The 14,781-nt window shown below is 70.3% G+C and carries 10 protein-coding genes; 5 read left to right on the top strand and 5 right to left on the bottom strand.

Going from position 1 to position 14,781, the window contains the following annotated elements; genetic code table 11:
* Window positions 1-51 precede the first annotated feature (51 nt).
* Window positions 52-447, top strand: coding sequence for a nuclear transport factor 2 family protein (locus ACWDRW_RS16930; protein WP_451723889.1), 396 nt, complete (start codon window positions 52-54; stop codon window positions 445-447).
* Window positions 448-648: 201 nt separating this feature from the next.
* Here the strand turns inward: ACWDRW_RS16930 and rpsT are convergent, their stop codons facing one another.
* Window positions 649-915 carry a 30S ribosomal protein S20 gene (gene rpsT / locus ACWDRW_RS16925; protein ID WP_015660447.1) on the bottom strand — a complete coding sequence of 89 codons (267 nt, stop codon included), beginning with the start codon at window positions 913-915 and terminating at the stop codon, window positions 649-651.
* Window positions 916-1,199: 284 nt separating this feature from the next.
* Here rpsT and lepA point away from each other — a divergent pair, with 284 nt between their 5' ends.
* Both lepA and ACWDRW_RS16915 read left to right on the top strand, forming a co-directional pair.
* Window positions 1,200-3,068: a translation elongation factor 4 gene (lepA, locus tag ACWDRW_RS16920; protein ID WP_451723887.1), complete on the top strand. Its 1,869-nt coding sequence runs from the start codon at window positions 1,200-1,202 to the stop codon at window positions 3,066-3,068.
* A 252-nt stretch (window positions 3,069-3,320) separates the two neighbouring features.
* A complete protein-coding gene (locus tag ACWDRW_RS16915) occupies window positions 3,321-5,195 on the top strand; it encodes an AMP-dependent synthetase/ligase (protein WP_451723885.1) in 1,875 nt (624 codons plus the stop codon).
* Between the two features lie 4 nt (window positions 5,196-5,199).
* Here ACWDRW_RS16915 and ACWDRW_RS16910 read toward each other — a convergent pair whose 3' ends face one another.
* Window positions 5,200-5,673, bottom strand: coding sequence for a response regulator (locus ACWDRW_RS16910; RefSeq protein ID WP_451723883.1), 474 nt, complete (start codon window positions 5,671-5,673; stop codon window positions 5,200-5,202).
* Window positions 5,670-9,635 (bottom strand): HAMP domain-containing protein, encoded by a 3,966-nt coding sequence (locus ACWDRW_RS16905; protein WP_451723880.1) that lies wholly within the window; start codon window positions 9,633-9,635, stop codon window positions 5,670-5,672. Before ACWDRW_RS16905 ends, ACWDRW_RS16910 begins: the two co-directional genes overlap by 4 nt.
* 179 nt (window positions 9,636-9,814) lie before the next feature.
* Between ACWDRW_RS16905 and ACWDRW_RS16900 the strand changes: the two genes are divergently transcribed.
* Window positions 9,815-11,863, top strand: coding sequence for a SpoIIE family protein phosphatase (locus ACWDRW_RS16900; protein WP_451723878.1), 2,049 nt, complete (start codon window positions 9,815-9,817; stop codon window positions 11,861-11,863).
* A 27-nt stretch (window positions 11,864-11,890) separates the two neighbouring features.
* Window positions 11,891-13,123: a radical SAM family heme chaperone HemW gene (hemW, locus tag ACWDRW_RS16895; RefSeq protein WP_451723876.1), complete on the top strand. Its 1,233-nt coding sequence runs from the start codon at window positions 11,891-11,893 to the stop codon at window positions 13,121-13,123.
* Here the strand turns inward: hemW and ACWDRW_RS16890 are convergent, their stop codons facing one another.
* Together ACWDRW_RS16890 and ACWDRW_RS16885 are read right to left on the bottom strand one after the other, a co-directional pair.
* The gene (locus ACWDRW_RS16890) at window positions 13,124-13,927 is read right to left on the bottom strand and encodes a DUF3097 domain-containing protein (RefSeq protein WP_451723875.1); all 804 of its coding nucleotides are present in this window, start codon (window positions 13,925-13,927) and stop codon (window positions 13,124-13,126) included.
* A gap of 31 nt (window positions 13,928-13,958) precedes the next feature.
* The gene (locus ACWDRW_RS16885; RefSeq protein ID WP_451723874.1) at window positions 13,959-14,687 is read right to left on the bottom strand and encodes an MBL fold metallo-hydrolase; all 729 of its coding nucleotides are present in this window, start codon (window positions 14,685-14,687) and stop codon (window positions 13,959-13,961) included.
* Window positions 14,688-14,781 lie beyond the last annotated feature (94 nt).

Below are 14,781 nucleotides of genomic sequence, written 5' to 3'. Positions count from 1 at the left end.
ATCGTGCGTATCAGCCATCCAGCGCCGAGCAGACGAGAGGTGGCGGTCGCCATGGCTGAACACCCCCACGCACAGTTGGTACGCAAGGGCTACGAGGCGTTCCAGCGCGGAGACATGGACGCCCTGCGCGGGCTCATGGCCTCGGACTGTACGCAGCACGTTCCCGGCAGCCACCCGCTCTCGGGTGACTACAAGGGGCAGGACGCGATCATCGAGATGTACGGCCGTCTCTACGAGGAGACAGCCGGGTCGATGAACGTCGATCTGCTCAACATCATGGTCGACGGCCGCGGCCACGCCGTCGCCGTGCACCACTTCACCGCCCAGCGCAAGGGAAAGAGCATCGCGGAGAACGCCTGCATCGTCTTCCGGATCGTCGGCGACAAGGCCACCGATCTCGACGAGTGCGTCTCGGACATCGACAAGGCCAACGACTTCTGGTCGTGATCGTTGGTCCGCAGCAGCGGACGCCGAAGGCCCCGGTGGCCGCCCTGGGGAAGGGCGAGGCACCGGGGCCTTCGGTTCAAGCTGGGCGAGCTCGCACCCGCGTGGCGAACGCAGGCCGCGTGCGAGCTCTGGGTGCCGGTCGGGAGCGGATGAGAGAGGGCCCGCTCTGGGTCCTTCCGGCGATCAGATCAAGAAAGGGGTTCAGCCCTTGAGGGAGGCGACCTTCGAAGCAAGCGCCGACTTCTTGTTGGCGGCCTGGTTCTTGTGGATGACGCCCTTGGAGACGGCCTTGTCGAGCTGACGCGCGGCAGCGCGCTGGTACTCGGTGGCCTTCTCGACGTCACCCGCGGCAGCGGCCTCGCGGGCCTTGCGGATCGCGGTCTTCAGGGAGGACTTGACGGCCTTGTTGCGCAGCCGAGCCTTCTCGTTGGTCTTGATCCGCTTGATCTGGGACTTGATGTTCGCCACGAATGAGCCTCTACAGGTTCTGGCACGGGGCCGCACGGGAGCCGCACGGAATCCGCACCGGGTGATTTTCTTGGGTTGTGCCTCGCGCTGAGAGGGCATGAGACACAGCCACCCAGACTACCAGCGGCCCTCCGGCCACCCAAAACCGGCCTGCGCAGCCCGCCCTCGCGGCCCAAACCGGTCTCCGGTCGCCACCCGTGGGACCATGGAGCCTGCGTATAGACCCGATCGTTCCGACCCGAGACCGCAGACGGCTGCGGACACCTCAAGAATCAGGACCCTGCGTGCCCGCGATCCCTAGCCATGTGCCCGAGCCGAGCCGAACCGACCCGGCTCTGATCCGCAATTTCTGCATCATCGCGCACATCGACCACGGCAAGTCCACGCTCGCCGACCGGATGCTCCAGCTGACCGGTGTGGTCGAGCAGCGGCAGATGCGCGCTCAGTACCTCGACCGCATGGACATCGAGCGCGAGCGCGGCATCACCATCAAGTCCCAGGCCGTGCGTCTGCCCTGGGCGCCCACCACGGACCCGGGCAACACGCACATCCTCAACATGATCGACACGCCGGGGCACGTCGACTTCACCTACGAGGTGTCGCGGTCGCTCGCCGCCTGTGAGGGCACCATTCTCCTGGTCGACGCCGCCCAGGGCATCGAGGCGCAGACCCTCGCCAACCTCTACCTGGCGATGGAGAACGACCTCACGATCATCCCGGTGCTCAACAAGATCGACCTGCCGGCCGCGCAGCCCGAGAAGTTCGCCGAGGAGCTCGCCAACCTGGTCGGCTGCGACCCGAGCGACGTGCTGCGGGTCTCCGCCAAGACCGGCATCGGTGTCGACGCGCTGCTCGACAAGGTGGTCAAGGAGGTCCCGGCGCCGGTCGGCGTCAAGGACGCCCCCGCCCGGGCGATGATCTTCGACTCGGTCTACGACTCCTACCGCGGTGTCGTCACCTACGTCCGGGTCATCGACGGCCAGCTCAACAAGCGCGAGCGCATCAAGATGATGTCGACCGGCGCCACCCACGAGCTGCTGGAGATCGGGACGAACTCGCCCGAGATGCTGGGCGCCGACGGCCTCGGCGTCGGTGAGGTGGGGTACCTCATCACCGGTGTGAAGGACGTCCGCCAGTCCAAGGTCGGTGACACCGTCACCAGCCAGCAGAAGGGGGCCACGGAGGCGCTCGGGGGCTACAAGGACCCCAAGCCCATGGTCTTCTCCGGTCTGTATCCGCTGGACGGCTCCGACTACCCGGAGCTGCGCGAGGCCCTGGACAAGCTCCAGCTCAACGACGCCGCGCTGGTCTACGAGCCGGAGACCTCCGCCGCGCTCGGCTTCGGCTTCCGCGTCGGCTTCCTCGGCCTGCTGCACCTCGACGTGATCCGCGAGCGGCTCGAGCGCGAGTTCGGGCTCGACCTCATCGCCACCGCGCCGAACGTGGTCTACCGGGTCGTGATGGAGGACGGCACCGAGCACACCGTCACCAACCCGAGCGAGTTCCCCGAGGGCAAGATCAACGAGGTGTACGAGCCCGTCGTACGCGCCACGATCCTCGCCCCGACCGAGTTCATCGGCTCGATCATGGAGCTGTGCCAGACCCGGCGCGGCACCCTCCTCGGCATGGACTACCTCTCCGAGGACCGGGTCGAGATCCGCTACACCCTGCCGCTCGCGGAGATCGTCTTCGACTTCTTCGACCAGCTGAAGTCGAAGACGCGCGGTTACGCGTCGCTGGACTACGAGCCCACCGGCGAGCAGACGTCCTCCCTGGTCAAGGTGGACATCCTGCTGCACGGCGACAAGGTGGACGCCTTCTCGGCGATCACCCACAAGGACGCGGCGTACGCCTACGGCGTGCGGCTCGTCGCCAAGCTGCGCGAGCTCATCCCGCGGCAGGCCTTCGAGGTGCCCATCCAGGCCGCCATCGGCTCCCGGGTCATCGCCCGCGAGACCATCCGCGCCATCCGCAAGGACGTCCTCGCCAAGTGCTACGGCGGTGACATCTCCCGTAAGCGGAAGCTGCTGGAGAAGCAGAAGGAGGGCAAGAAGCGGATGAAGATGGTGGGTTCCGTGGAAGTTCCGCAGGAGGCCTTTATCGCCGTACTGAGCAGCGATGACAGCGCGGGGTCGGGCAAGGGCAAGAAGTAACCGTCGGTTACACCCGCTTGGCCCGGCAAAACGGGCAGTCAGGGGTCCGTCGTACGAAAGTGCGGCGGGCCCCTGCGCGTATGCGGGGTAGCTCTCTGTAGGAAGTGACAGGGCGCGACCTCTTACGCCCTGGCCGGTCGCGCTTTACTCTGATCCCTGCTCGATAGTTACTCGCGAGTTAAACAACGGCACGCGAGTGTGAACCAGCCGCACCCTGAGCCAGCCGCATCGTCGCGGGCCCCGGAGGACGTCGTGAGCGACACACAGACTTTGATCGAGAACCGTCCGCCGAGCGTGGCGGCCCTCTTCCTGGAGCGCGTGGCGGCCACGCCGGAGGCCGAGGCCTACCGCTATCCGGTGCCGAACCCGGCCGGGGAGGGCCCGGACGACTGGAAGTCGCTGACCTGGGCCCAGTCCGCCGAGCGGGTCTACGCCATCGCCGCGGGCCTGATCGAGCTCGGGGTGTCGCCCGAGCAGCGGGTGGCGCTCGCCTCCTCCACCCGGATCGAGTGGATCCTCGCCGACCTCGGCATCATGTGCGCGGGCGCGGCCACCACGACGGTGTACCCGCAGACCAACGCGGACGAGTCGGCTTTCATCCTCGCCGACTCCGACAGCCGGGTGCTGATCGCCGAGGACGCGGCGCAGCTGGCCAAGGCCGTCGAGAAGAAGGCCGAGCTGCCCGACCTCACGCATGTCGTGGTGATCGACCCGGCCGGGGTGGAGACCGCGGACTGGATCCTCACCCTGGACGAGCTGGAGAAGCGCGGCGCCGCCCGGCTCGAGAAGGACCCCGAGCTGGTCACGAAGCGGGTCGGCGCGATCACCAAGGACCAGCTCGCCACCCTGATCTACACCTCCGGCACCACCGGCCGCCCCAAGGGTGTCCGGCTGCCGCACGACAACTGGTCGTACATGGCCAAGGCGATCGCCGCGACCGGTCTGGTCGGCCCCGAGGACGTGCAGTACCTGTGGCTGCCGCTGGCGCACGTCTTCGGCAAGGTGCTCACCTCCGGGCAGATCGAGGTCGGGCACGTCACCGCCGTCGACGGCCGGGTCGACAAGATCATCGAGAACCTTCCGGTCGTCCAGCCGACGTACATGGCGGCCGTGCCGCGCATCTTCGAGAAGGTCTACAACGGGGTCGCCGCCAAGGCCCGGGCGGGCGGCGGGGCCAAGTACAAGATCTTCCAGTGGGCCGCCGAGGTCGCCCGCGAGTACGCCAAGGTCAGCCAGGACAACTTCCGGCGCACCGGCACCGCGTCCGTGCCCTTCGGGCTCGGCGCCAAGCACAAGGTCGCCGACACGCTCGTCTACTCCAAGCTGCGCGAGGCCTTCGGCGGGCGGCTGCGGGCCTGCGTCTCCGGCTCGGTCGCGCTGGCCCCGGAGATCGGCTTCTTCTTCGCCGGCGCCGGCATCCACATCCTGGAGGGCTACGGCCTCACCGAGTCCTCCGCCGCCTCCTTCGTGAACCCGGGCGAGGCGTACCGCACCGGTACGGTCGGCAAGCCGCTGCCCGGCTGCGAGGTCCGGATCGCCGACGACGGCGAGATCCTGCTGCGCGGCCCCGGCATCATGGAGGGCTACCACGGGTTGCCGGAGAAGACGGCGGAGGTGCTGGAGCCGGACGGCTGGTTCCACACCGGTGACATCGGCGAGCTGTCGCCCGACGGCTACCTGCGGATCACCGACCGGAAGAAGGACCTGTTCAAGACCTCCGGCGGCAAGTACGTCGCGCCGACGGAGATCGAGGGCTCCTTCAAGTCCGTCTGCCCGTACGTCTCCAACATCCTGGTGCACGGCGCCGACCGGAACTTCTGCACGGCGCTCATCGCGCTGGACGAGGCCGCCCTCATGGGCTGGGCCGAGGAGAACGGGCTGGGGGGCAAGTCGTACGCGGAGGTCGTCGCGGCGCCGGAGACGGTGGCGATGGTCGAGGCGTACGTCAAGCAGCTCAACGAGAACCTGCAGCGGTGGCAGACCATCAAGAAGTTCCGTCTGCTGCCCCGTGACCTCGACGTGGAGCACGGCGAGATCACGCCCAGCCTGAAGCTGAAGCGGCCGGTCGTGGAGCGCGAGTACAAGCACCTCCTCGAAGAGATGTACGAGGGGACGCGCGAGGCGTAGGGGTTCACTCCCGCCCTCTGTTCACCAGCTCCCTCAGTTCCCGGACCTCCGCCCTCAGCGCCTCCAGCTGGAGTTGCTTGCGGTGGAGGTCCAGGAACACCCTGACCTTGGCGCGGAGGATCCAGGGGTCGAAGGGCTTGGTCAGGTAGTCCGCGGCGCCGGTCGCGTAGCCGCGGAAGGTGTAGCCCGCGTCGTCCTCCGCACCCGTGAGGAAGATGATCGGGACGTCCTTCGTCTGGTCCAGACGCTTGATGTTGGCCGCCGTCTCGAAGCCGTCCATGCCGGGCATGCGGATGTCGAGCAGGACCAGGGCGAACCGGCGTCGGAGCAGGGCCTTCATCGCCTCCTCGCCGGAACGGGCGCGGACCAGCGGCTCGTTGAGCGAGCCCAGGACCGCCTCCAGCGCGATGAGGTTGTCCTCCATGTCGTCGACGAGGAGGATCCCGGCGCCCTCGTCGTGTACGTCTGCGGCGTTCATGGCGTGGTCTCGTCGGCTCCCTCCGGGTCCAGCAGGGCACACACGACGGTCAGCAGCCGGTCGACGTCCACCGGCTTCGGTACGTAGTCGTTGGCGCCGCGCGCGATGGACTTCTCGCGGTCCCCGGGCATCGCCTTCGCGGTCAGCGCGATGATCGGCAGACCCACCCAGCGCGGGGTGTGGCGGATGGCGGCGATGGTCTCGTAGCCGTCCATCTCCGGCATCATGATGTCCATCAGGATGAGTTCGACGTCCGGATTGCGCTCCAGCGTCTCGATGCCCTCACGGCCGTTCTCCGCGTAGAGCACCGGCATGCCGACCCGGCCGAGCACATGGGTCAGCGCGAAGACGTTGCGGATGTCGTCGTCCACGATCAGCACCCGGCGCCCGGACAGCACCTGTCCCGCCCGCCCCGTCTGCCACTCCTCCAGCCTGGTCGGCGCCGGCCAGGCGTCGTCCGTCTCCGGTACCGCGGACACCTGCTCCGGCACCAGCACGGCGCCGCGGTCCTCGGCCACCGGATGGCCGGGGCTGACGACGGGGACGTACAGGGTGAAGGTGGAGCCCTTGCCCGGCTCGCTCTCGGCGACGATACGGCCGCCCAGCAGGCCCGCGATCTCCCGGCTGATGGACAGCCCGAGCCCGGTGCCGCCGTACTTGCGGTTGGTGGTGCCGTCGGCCTGCTGGAACGCCTCGAAGATCACCGGGAGCTTCTCCGGCGCGATGCCGATGCCGGTGTCGGACACCTCGAAGGCGATCACCTCGCCGCTCTCCCGGATGCCCGCGTGCTCGGGGTCCTTGACCCGGCCGACCCGGAGCTCGACCCGGCCCGAGGCGGTGAACTTGATGGCGTTGGACAGGAGGTTGCGCAGGATCTGCTGCAGCCGCTGCTCGTCCGAGTACATCTCGCGCGGGACGTCCTCGCCGACCGACACCTCGAAGGCGAGCCCCCGGTCGTGGGTGAGCGGGCGGAAGGTGGCGTGGACGTAGTCGAGCAGCTTGATCAGCGGCAGCCGCTTGGGGCGTACGTCCATCCGGCCGGCCTCGATCTTCGACAGGTCCAGGATGTCGTTGATCAGCTGGAGCAGGTCGGAGCCGGAGCGGTGGATCGTCGTGGCGAACTGCACCTCCTGGTCGGAGAGATGGCGGTCCGGGTTGTCCGACAGCAGCCTCGCCAGGATCAGCAGGGAGTTCAGCGGGGTGCGCAGCTCGTGGGACATGTTCGCCAGGAACTCCGACTTGTACTGGGAGGAGGTCGCGAGCAGGGCGGCCTTCTCCTCCAGTTCGGCGTTCGAGCGCTGCAACTCCGCCTGTTGCTTTTGCAGTTCGTCGGAGCGCTCCTGGAGCTGCATGGCCAGACGCTGGGACTCGCCGAGCAGGGACTCGGTGCGGGAGTTGGCGATGATGGTGTTGATCGCGACACCGATGGTGTTCACGAACTGGTCGAAGAAGGCCAGGTGGACGTCGGAGAAGCGGGAGAAGGAGGCCAGCTCGATCACGCCGAGCAGCTTGTCCTCGAAGAGGATCGGGATGATCACGATGGTGGTGGGGGCCGCCTCACCGAGCCCGCTGTTGATCTTGATGTAGTCCGGCGGGGCCTCCTCGACGAGGATGCGCTTCTTCTCGCGGGCCGCCTGCGCCACCAGACCGTGCACCGGGAGGGCGCCCGTCTCGACGGTCGCGCCCTGCGCGGCGCCGTACCCGGCGATGAAGGCCAGGCCCTTCGTGGGGGCGGTCGTGCCGTCCTGCTCGGGATCCGCCAGGTAGAACGCGCCGTACTGGGCGTTCACCAGCGGGGTCAGCTCGCGCAGGATCAGGTCGGCGACCTCCATCAGGTCCCGGTGGCCCTGCATCAGGGCGGCCAGCCGGGCGAGGTTGGATTCCAGCCAGTCCTTGGCCCGGGTCGTCTCGCGCAGGTTCGCCACCATCAGGTTGATGTTGTCCTTCAGCTCGGCGACCTCACCGCGGGCCTCCACGGTGATCGAGCGGGACATGTCGCCCTGCGCCACGGCCGAGGCGACCTCGGCGATGGCGCGGACCTGGGTGGTGAGGTTCAGCGCCAGCTCGTTCACATTGGTCGTCAGGCGCTTCCAGGTGCCGTACACGCCCTCGACCCGGGCCTGGCCGCCGAGCTGGCCCTCGGTGCCGACCTCGCGGGCGACGCGGGTGACCTCGTCGGCGAAGGAGGACAGGGTGTCGACCATGGTGTTGATGGTGGTCTTGAGCTCCAGGATCTCGCCGCGCGCGTCCACGTCGATCTTCTTCGACAGGTCGCCCTGGGCCACCGCGGTGGCCACCTGGGCGATGTTGCGGACCTGCGAAGTGAGGTTGTCCGCCATGTAGTTGACGTTGTCCGTCAGGTCCCGCCAGACACCGGAGACGCCCAGCACCTGGGCCCGGCCGCCGAGCCGGCCGTCGGTGCCGACCTCCCGGGCCACGCGGGTCACCTCGTCGGCGAAGGCGCGCAGTTGCTCCACCATCGTGTTGACGGTGTCCTTCAGCTCCAGGATCTCGCCGCGCGCGTCGACGGTGATCTTCTTGGAGAGGTCGCCGTTGGCGACGGCGGTGGTGACCTGGGCGATGTTGCGGACCTGTGAAGTGAGGTTCAGGGCCATGAAGTTGACGTTGTCGGTGAGGTCCTTCCAGACGCCGCTGACGCCTCTCACCTGGGCCTGACCGCCGAGGTTTCCCTCGGTGCCGACCTCGCGGGCGACGCGGGTGACCTCGTCGGCGAAGGCGGAGAGCTGGTCGACCATGGTGTTGATGGTCGACTTCAGCTCCAGGATCTCGCCCTTCGCCTCCACGGTGATCTTCTTGCCGAGGTCGCCCTGGGCGACGGCGGTGGAGACGAGGGCGATGTTCCGCACCTGGGAGGTGAGGTTGTCGGCCATGAAGTTGACGTTGTCGGTGAGGTCCTTCCAGACGCCGCTGACGCCTCTCACCTGGGCCCGGCCGCCGAGGTTTCCCTCGGTGCCGACCTCGCGGGCGACGCGGGTGACCTCGTCGGCGAAGGCGGAGAGCTGGTCGACCATGGTGTTGATGGTCGACTTCAGCTCCAGGATCTCGCCCTGGGCGTCCACGGTGATCTTCTGGCTGAGGTCGCCGTTGGCGACGGCCGTGGTCACCTGGGCGATGTTGCGGACCTGGGAGGTCAGGTTCGACGCCATGAAGTTGACGTTGTCGGTGAGGTCCTTCCAGACCCCGGAGACACCCCGCACCTGGGCCCGGCCGCCCAGCTGTCCCTCGGTGCCGACCTCGCGGGCGACGCGGGTGACCTCGTCGGCGAAGGCGGAGAGCTGGTCCACCATCGTGTTGACCGTCAGCTTCAGTTCCAGCAGCTCGCCGGTCGCCTCGACGGTGACCGTACGGGTCAGGTCGCCGCGTGCCACCGCCGTCGTCACCAGCGCGATGTCCCGCACCTGGGCGGTCAGCCGGGACGCCATGGTGTTGACGGCCTCGGTGACGTCCCGCCAACTGCCCGACAGACCCTGCACCTTGGCCCGGCCGCCGAGCCGTCCCTCGGTGCCGACCTCGCGGGCCACCCGGGTCACCTCGCCGGTGAACAGCGAGAGCTGGTCGACCATCTTGTTCACGGCCCGGCCCAGGCGCCGCAGATCACCGCGCAACTGCCGGGAGCCGTCGTGCAGATCGACCCGCTGGGTCAGATCGCCGCCCGCCACCGCGTCCAGCACGCGTGTCGCGTTCGCCGCCGGGGCCACGATGGCGTCGAGCAGCTGGTTCACGTCGTTGACCCGGGCGGTCCAGGCACCCTGGCCCGGGCTCGCGGTGAGCCGCTCGTCGAGCCGGCCGTGCCGGACGAGCTCTCTTCTGACGCGCTGCACTTCGGAGTTGAAGTGCAGGCTGCGGTTCATTATCTGGTTGTAGGACGCGACGAGTTCGGCCACCAGACCCGTGCCCGGATCCGACACCGTCCGGAAATCGCCGTCCCGCGCGGCCGTCATCGCGGCGAGCAGAGGACGCAGATCCGATGCTCGAATCTGTCCGTCTTCGAGCACGCGTGTACCACTGTTCTCACTCATGGCGGCCCACTTCGGTAACTCGGCGCTTATGGGCGTGGTCAGTCTGTCACTCTGTCCGCGTCGACCGAGGCTAATCGTCCGAACCGCTCGGGGAGCTGTTTATGGGGGCCATTCCGACGCAACGGGAAATTGCTTCCCGTGGCTCTGATGTGCCTGTGCACCAGAGCGCGCGCCCGCGCGCCTGGAGTCGCGCGACCCTGCCCGGAAGCCCCCTCGCGCCGGGGTCCGCCCGCGCGCTCGTGCGCGCGGCGTTCGCCGACTGGTCCGAACTCGGCCTGCCCGGCACCGAACAGCACACCAAGCGCCTCGCCGACGACGCCGTCCTGGTCGTCAGCGAACTCGTCACCAACGCCGTCGTCCACGCCGGAACCGATGTCGAGCTGGTCTGCCGGATGGAGGAGGATTCCGGTGCCGTAGTCCTGGAGATCTCCGACCAGCATCCGTCGCGCGCCCCGCGCGACGGCGCGCCCGACCCGGGGCACGTCCGGTCCCGTCGGGTCCACGACCTGTCCGATCCGGCGCACGGCCGGTCGGATCCGGTCCGCGGCCCGTCCTCTCCGGCGCGCGGCCCCTCCGATGCGCCCCACGTCCCGTCCGATCCGGCGCGCGGCCCGGTCGACCCGACCCGCAACCCGTCCGAACCGGCGCACGCCGCGCACGAGTACGGGCGTGGGCTGAACCTCGTCGCGCGGCTCGCCGAGTCCTGGGGGGTGACCTATCGCACCGGCATGAAGACGGTGTGGGCGCGGATGGCCGTCGAAGGGCACGTCGAGGGGGACGGGGTTCCGCGCCCCTGCTTGATACCGGGCCCCGGACCGGCCGTCGGCCGAGAGCCGTCCCGGCCCCCCGAACGCGACCAGGACTGGCTCAACCGCGGCGCCCTGTCCTTCCTCGCCGAAGCCTCCGACCTGCTCGCCGGACAGCTCGACGAGAACCTGGTCGCCGCGCTCACCGGGCAACTGCTCGTGCCCCGGCTCGCCGACTGGTGCGCGATCTGGCTGGAGGACGAGGCCACCGGCCGCGGCTGGGCGCTGCCCGGCACCGCGGGCGCCGGGCCCCGGCTGGCCCGCGTCTGGCACGGCCGCGAGAACCGCATCGAGGAACTGCGCCTGGCGCTGGAGAAGGAACCGCCGCGCCCGCCGGACGATCTGCGCTCCGGCCCCGTGCCGCACCCGTGGCCGGCCGCGGCGCTGGAGACGGAGGGCACCGCCCTGGCGTACCGGCTGGTCGCGGGCGGCCGCCCGCTGGGCACCCTGGTGATCGGGCGGACCGGCGTCCCGCGCTTCGCCGACGAGGTCACCGGGCTCGTCGAGGACCTCGGCCGCCGGGTGGCGCTCGCCATCGGCGCGGCCCGGCAGTACGCCCGACAGGCCACCATCAGCGCGGTCCTCCAGCGCGGGCTGCTGCCCGGCGCCGTCGCCGAGATCCCGGGCGTGCGCAGCGCCCTCGTCTACGAGCCCTGCGACAAGGGCGGCCCCAGCGGCGACTTCTACGACCTGTTCCCGGCCGGCGACGGCCGCTGGTGCTTCGCGGTCGGCGACGTGCAGGGCAAGGGCCCGGAGGCGGCGGTCGTGATCGGTTTGGCCCGACCCTGGCTGCGGCTGCTCGCGCGTGAGGGGTACGGCGTCGCCGACGTCCTGGACCGGCTCAACCAGCTCCTCCTGGACGACGCCACGGAGGCCGCGGACGCCTCGGCGCGGGCCCTGGTCGGACCGGCCGCCCCCGGCGACGGCCCGCAGACCCGCTTCCTGTCCCTGCTCTACGGCGAGCTGGCCCCCTTCGACGGAGGCGTCCGCTGCACCCTCGCCTCGGCCGGACACCCGCTGCCGCTGCTGCTCGGCCCCGACGGCGGCGTCCGGACGGCCGCGCAGCCGCAGACACTGCTCGGGGTCGTCGAGGACGCCACGTACACCAGCGAGACCTTCGAGCTGCTTCCCGGCGACACCCTGCTGTGCGTGACCGACGGGGTGACGGAGCGGCGCAGCGGCTCCCGCCAGTTCGACGACGGCGACGGGCTCGCGGCGGCGCTCGCCGGGTGCGCGGGGCTGAGCGCGGCGCTGATCGCGGAGCGGATCAGGCGGCTGGTGCACGAGTTCGGGGGCCGCCCGCCGGAGGACGATCTGGCGCTGCTGGTGCTCCAGGCGGAGTAACCGCCGCGGTGCTGGACAATGGAGGGCATGCCTTCCGCACTCCCCGACGGTGAGCCCGTCCCCGACGACGGCGCGCTCCCGTTCGCCGCGCTCGCCGGGGCGGCCGACCGACCGCTCGGCTTCTACCTGCACGTTCCGTACTGCGCGACCCGCTGCGGGTACTGCGACTTCAACACCTACACCGCGACCGAGCTGCGCGGCACGGGTGGCGTTCTGGCGTCCCGTGACAACTACGCGGACACGCTGACCGACGAGATCCGGCTGGCGCGGAAGGTGCTGGGCGACGACGCGCGGGCGGTCCGGACGGTCTTCGTCGGGGGCGGTACGCCGACCCTGCTGGCGGCGGACGATCTGGTACGGATGCTGGGCGCGATCCGGGACGAGTTCGGCCTCGCGCCGGACGCGGAGATCACCACGGAGGCGAACCCGGAGTCGGTGGACCCGGCGTACCTCGCCACGCTGCGTGAGGGCGGCTTCAACCGGATCTCCTTCGGCATGCAGAGCGCCCAGCAGCACGTGCTGAGGATCCTGGACCGCACGCACACGCCGGGCCGCCCCGAGGCCTGCGTCGCGGAGGCGCGGGCGGCGGGCTTCGAGCACGTGAACCTGGACCTGATCTACGGCACGCCCGGCGAGTCGGACGACGACTGGCGGGCGTCGCTGGAGGCGGCGATCGGCGCCGGACCGGACCACGTCTCGGCGTACGCCCTGATCGTCGAGGAGGGCACGCAGCTGGCCCGCCGGATCCGCCGCGGCGAGGTCCCGATGACCGACGACGACGTCCACGCGGACCGGTACCTGATCGCGGAGGACATGCTGTCCGGGGCGGGCTTCGACTGGTACGAGGTCTCGAACTGGGCCACCTCGGAGGCCGGTCGGTGCCTGCACAACGAGCTGTACTGGCGGGGCGCCGACTGGTGGGGCGCGGGTCCGGGGGCGCACTCCCACGTGGGCGGGGTCCGCTGGTGGAACGTGAAGCACCCGGGCGCGTACGCGTCGGCGCTGGCGGCGGGGCGCTCGCCGGGGGCGGGACGCGAAGTGCTCTCGGCGGAGGACCGCCGGGTCGAACGGATCCTGCTGGAGCTACGGCTCCGGGAGGGGGCGCCGCTGGACCTGCTGCGGCCGGAGGGCTTGGCGGCCTCCCGCCGGGCCCGGTCGGAGGGGCTGCTGCAGGAAGGGCCGTACGAGGAGGGGCGCGCGGTGCTGACGCTGCGCGGGCGGCTGCTGGCGGACGCGGTGGTGCGGGACCTGGTGGACTGATCACTCCGTGACGAAGTCGATCAGCTGCTCCACCCGGCCCAGCAGCTCCGGCTCCAGGTCCTTGTAGGAGCCCACCCGCTTCAGGATCGCCTGCCACACCGCGCCGGTGTTCTCCGAGGGCCAGCCCAGGGCCCGGCACACCCCCGTCTTCCAGTCCTCCCCGCGCGGCACTCGTGGCCAGGCCTCGATACCCAGGGACGACGGCTTCACCGCCTCCCAGACGTCGATGTAGGGGTGGCCGACCACCAGGGCGTGTTCGCTGGTCACCGACTGGGCGATGTGCCATTCCTTCGTGCCGGGGAGCAGGTGGTCCACCAGGACGCCCAGGCGGGCGTCGGGGCCGGGCGCGAAGTCCGCCACGATCCTCGGCAGGTCGTCCACGCCCTCCAGGTACTCCACGACGACGCCCTCGACGCGCAGGTCGTCGCCCCAGACCTTCTCGACCAGTTCCGCGTCGTGGCGGCCCTCGACGTAGATGCGCCCGGCGCGGGCCACCCGGGCGCGGGCGCCGGGGACGGCCACCGAGCCGGAGGCGGTCCGGGCGGGCCGTCGCGGAGCCGGTCCGGACGGTCGTACGAGCGTCACCACGCGCCCCTCCAGCAGGAAGCCGCGCGGCTCCAGGGGAAACACCCGGTGCTTGCCGAAGCGGTCCTCCAGGGTCACCGTGCCGGCCTCGCAGCGGATCACCGCGCCGCAGAAGCCGGTGCCGGGCTCCTCGACTACCAGGCCGGGCTCCGCCTCGACCTCGGGTACGGGCTTGGGCTTCTTCCACGGAGGGGTCAGGTCGGCGGAGTACTGGCGCATTCGGATGACGATAGGAGAAGCGCCCCGGCGGTCACCGCGACACGCCGAAGCGGGCCGCCAGCTCGTCCCGCTGCCGCCGTACGAACCGCGCGTCCACCACCGCTCCGTGACCGGGCACGTACACCGCGTCCTCGCCGCCCAGCGACAGCAGCCGGTCCAGGGCCGCCGGCCAGTGGGAGGGTACGGCGTCCGGCCCCGCCTGCGGTTCGCCGGACTCCTCGACCAGGTCGCCGCAGAAGACCACCTCCGGGTCGCCGGGGACCAGCACCACCAGGTCGTGGGCGGTGTGCGCCGGGCCGACGTTCGCCAGCAGGACCTGACGGCCGGGGCCGAGGTCGAGGGTCCACTCGCCGGAGACGTGGTGGCGGGGCGGCACCAGGGTGTCCGCGGCCTCCTCGGCCTCGCGCGCGTCCAGGCCGTTGCGCACCGCGTCCCCGCGCAGCTCCGCCCGGCCGTGCGGGCCGTACACCGACTCGATGCCGACCGCGCCGAAGACCTCCGCCCCCGCGAAGGCCGCCGCCCCGAAGACGTGGTCGAAGTGCGGATGGGTCAGCGCGAGATGAGTCACACGGTGCCCGGCGAGCGCCTCCGCCCGCAGCCGCAGCCGCGCCCCTTCGGCCAGGCTCGACCCGGCGTCGACCACGAGGGCCTTACCCTCCCCGACGACCAGCCCCGCCGTGCAGTCCCAGCCCGGTAGCCGGCACCTCCCGACCCCGGCCGCGACCCGCTCCCATCCGAGCTCTTCCCAAGTCACCGTCATACCGCGACGCTAGCTGTACAACCCGTCACAGCAGGACCGACCTTGCCCGGGGTGTACCCCACCGCCGTACACTGGGGCCGGGAACGCTGGCACT

It is taken from the genome of Streptomyces sp. NPDC003635 (assembly GCF_053587635.1).
Note: the sequence above shows the minus strand (reverse complement) of the source record. Positions and strands in the feature narration are given on the sequence as shown.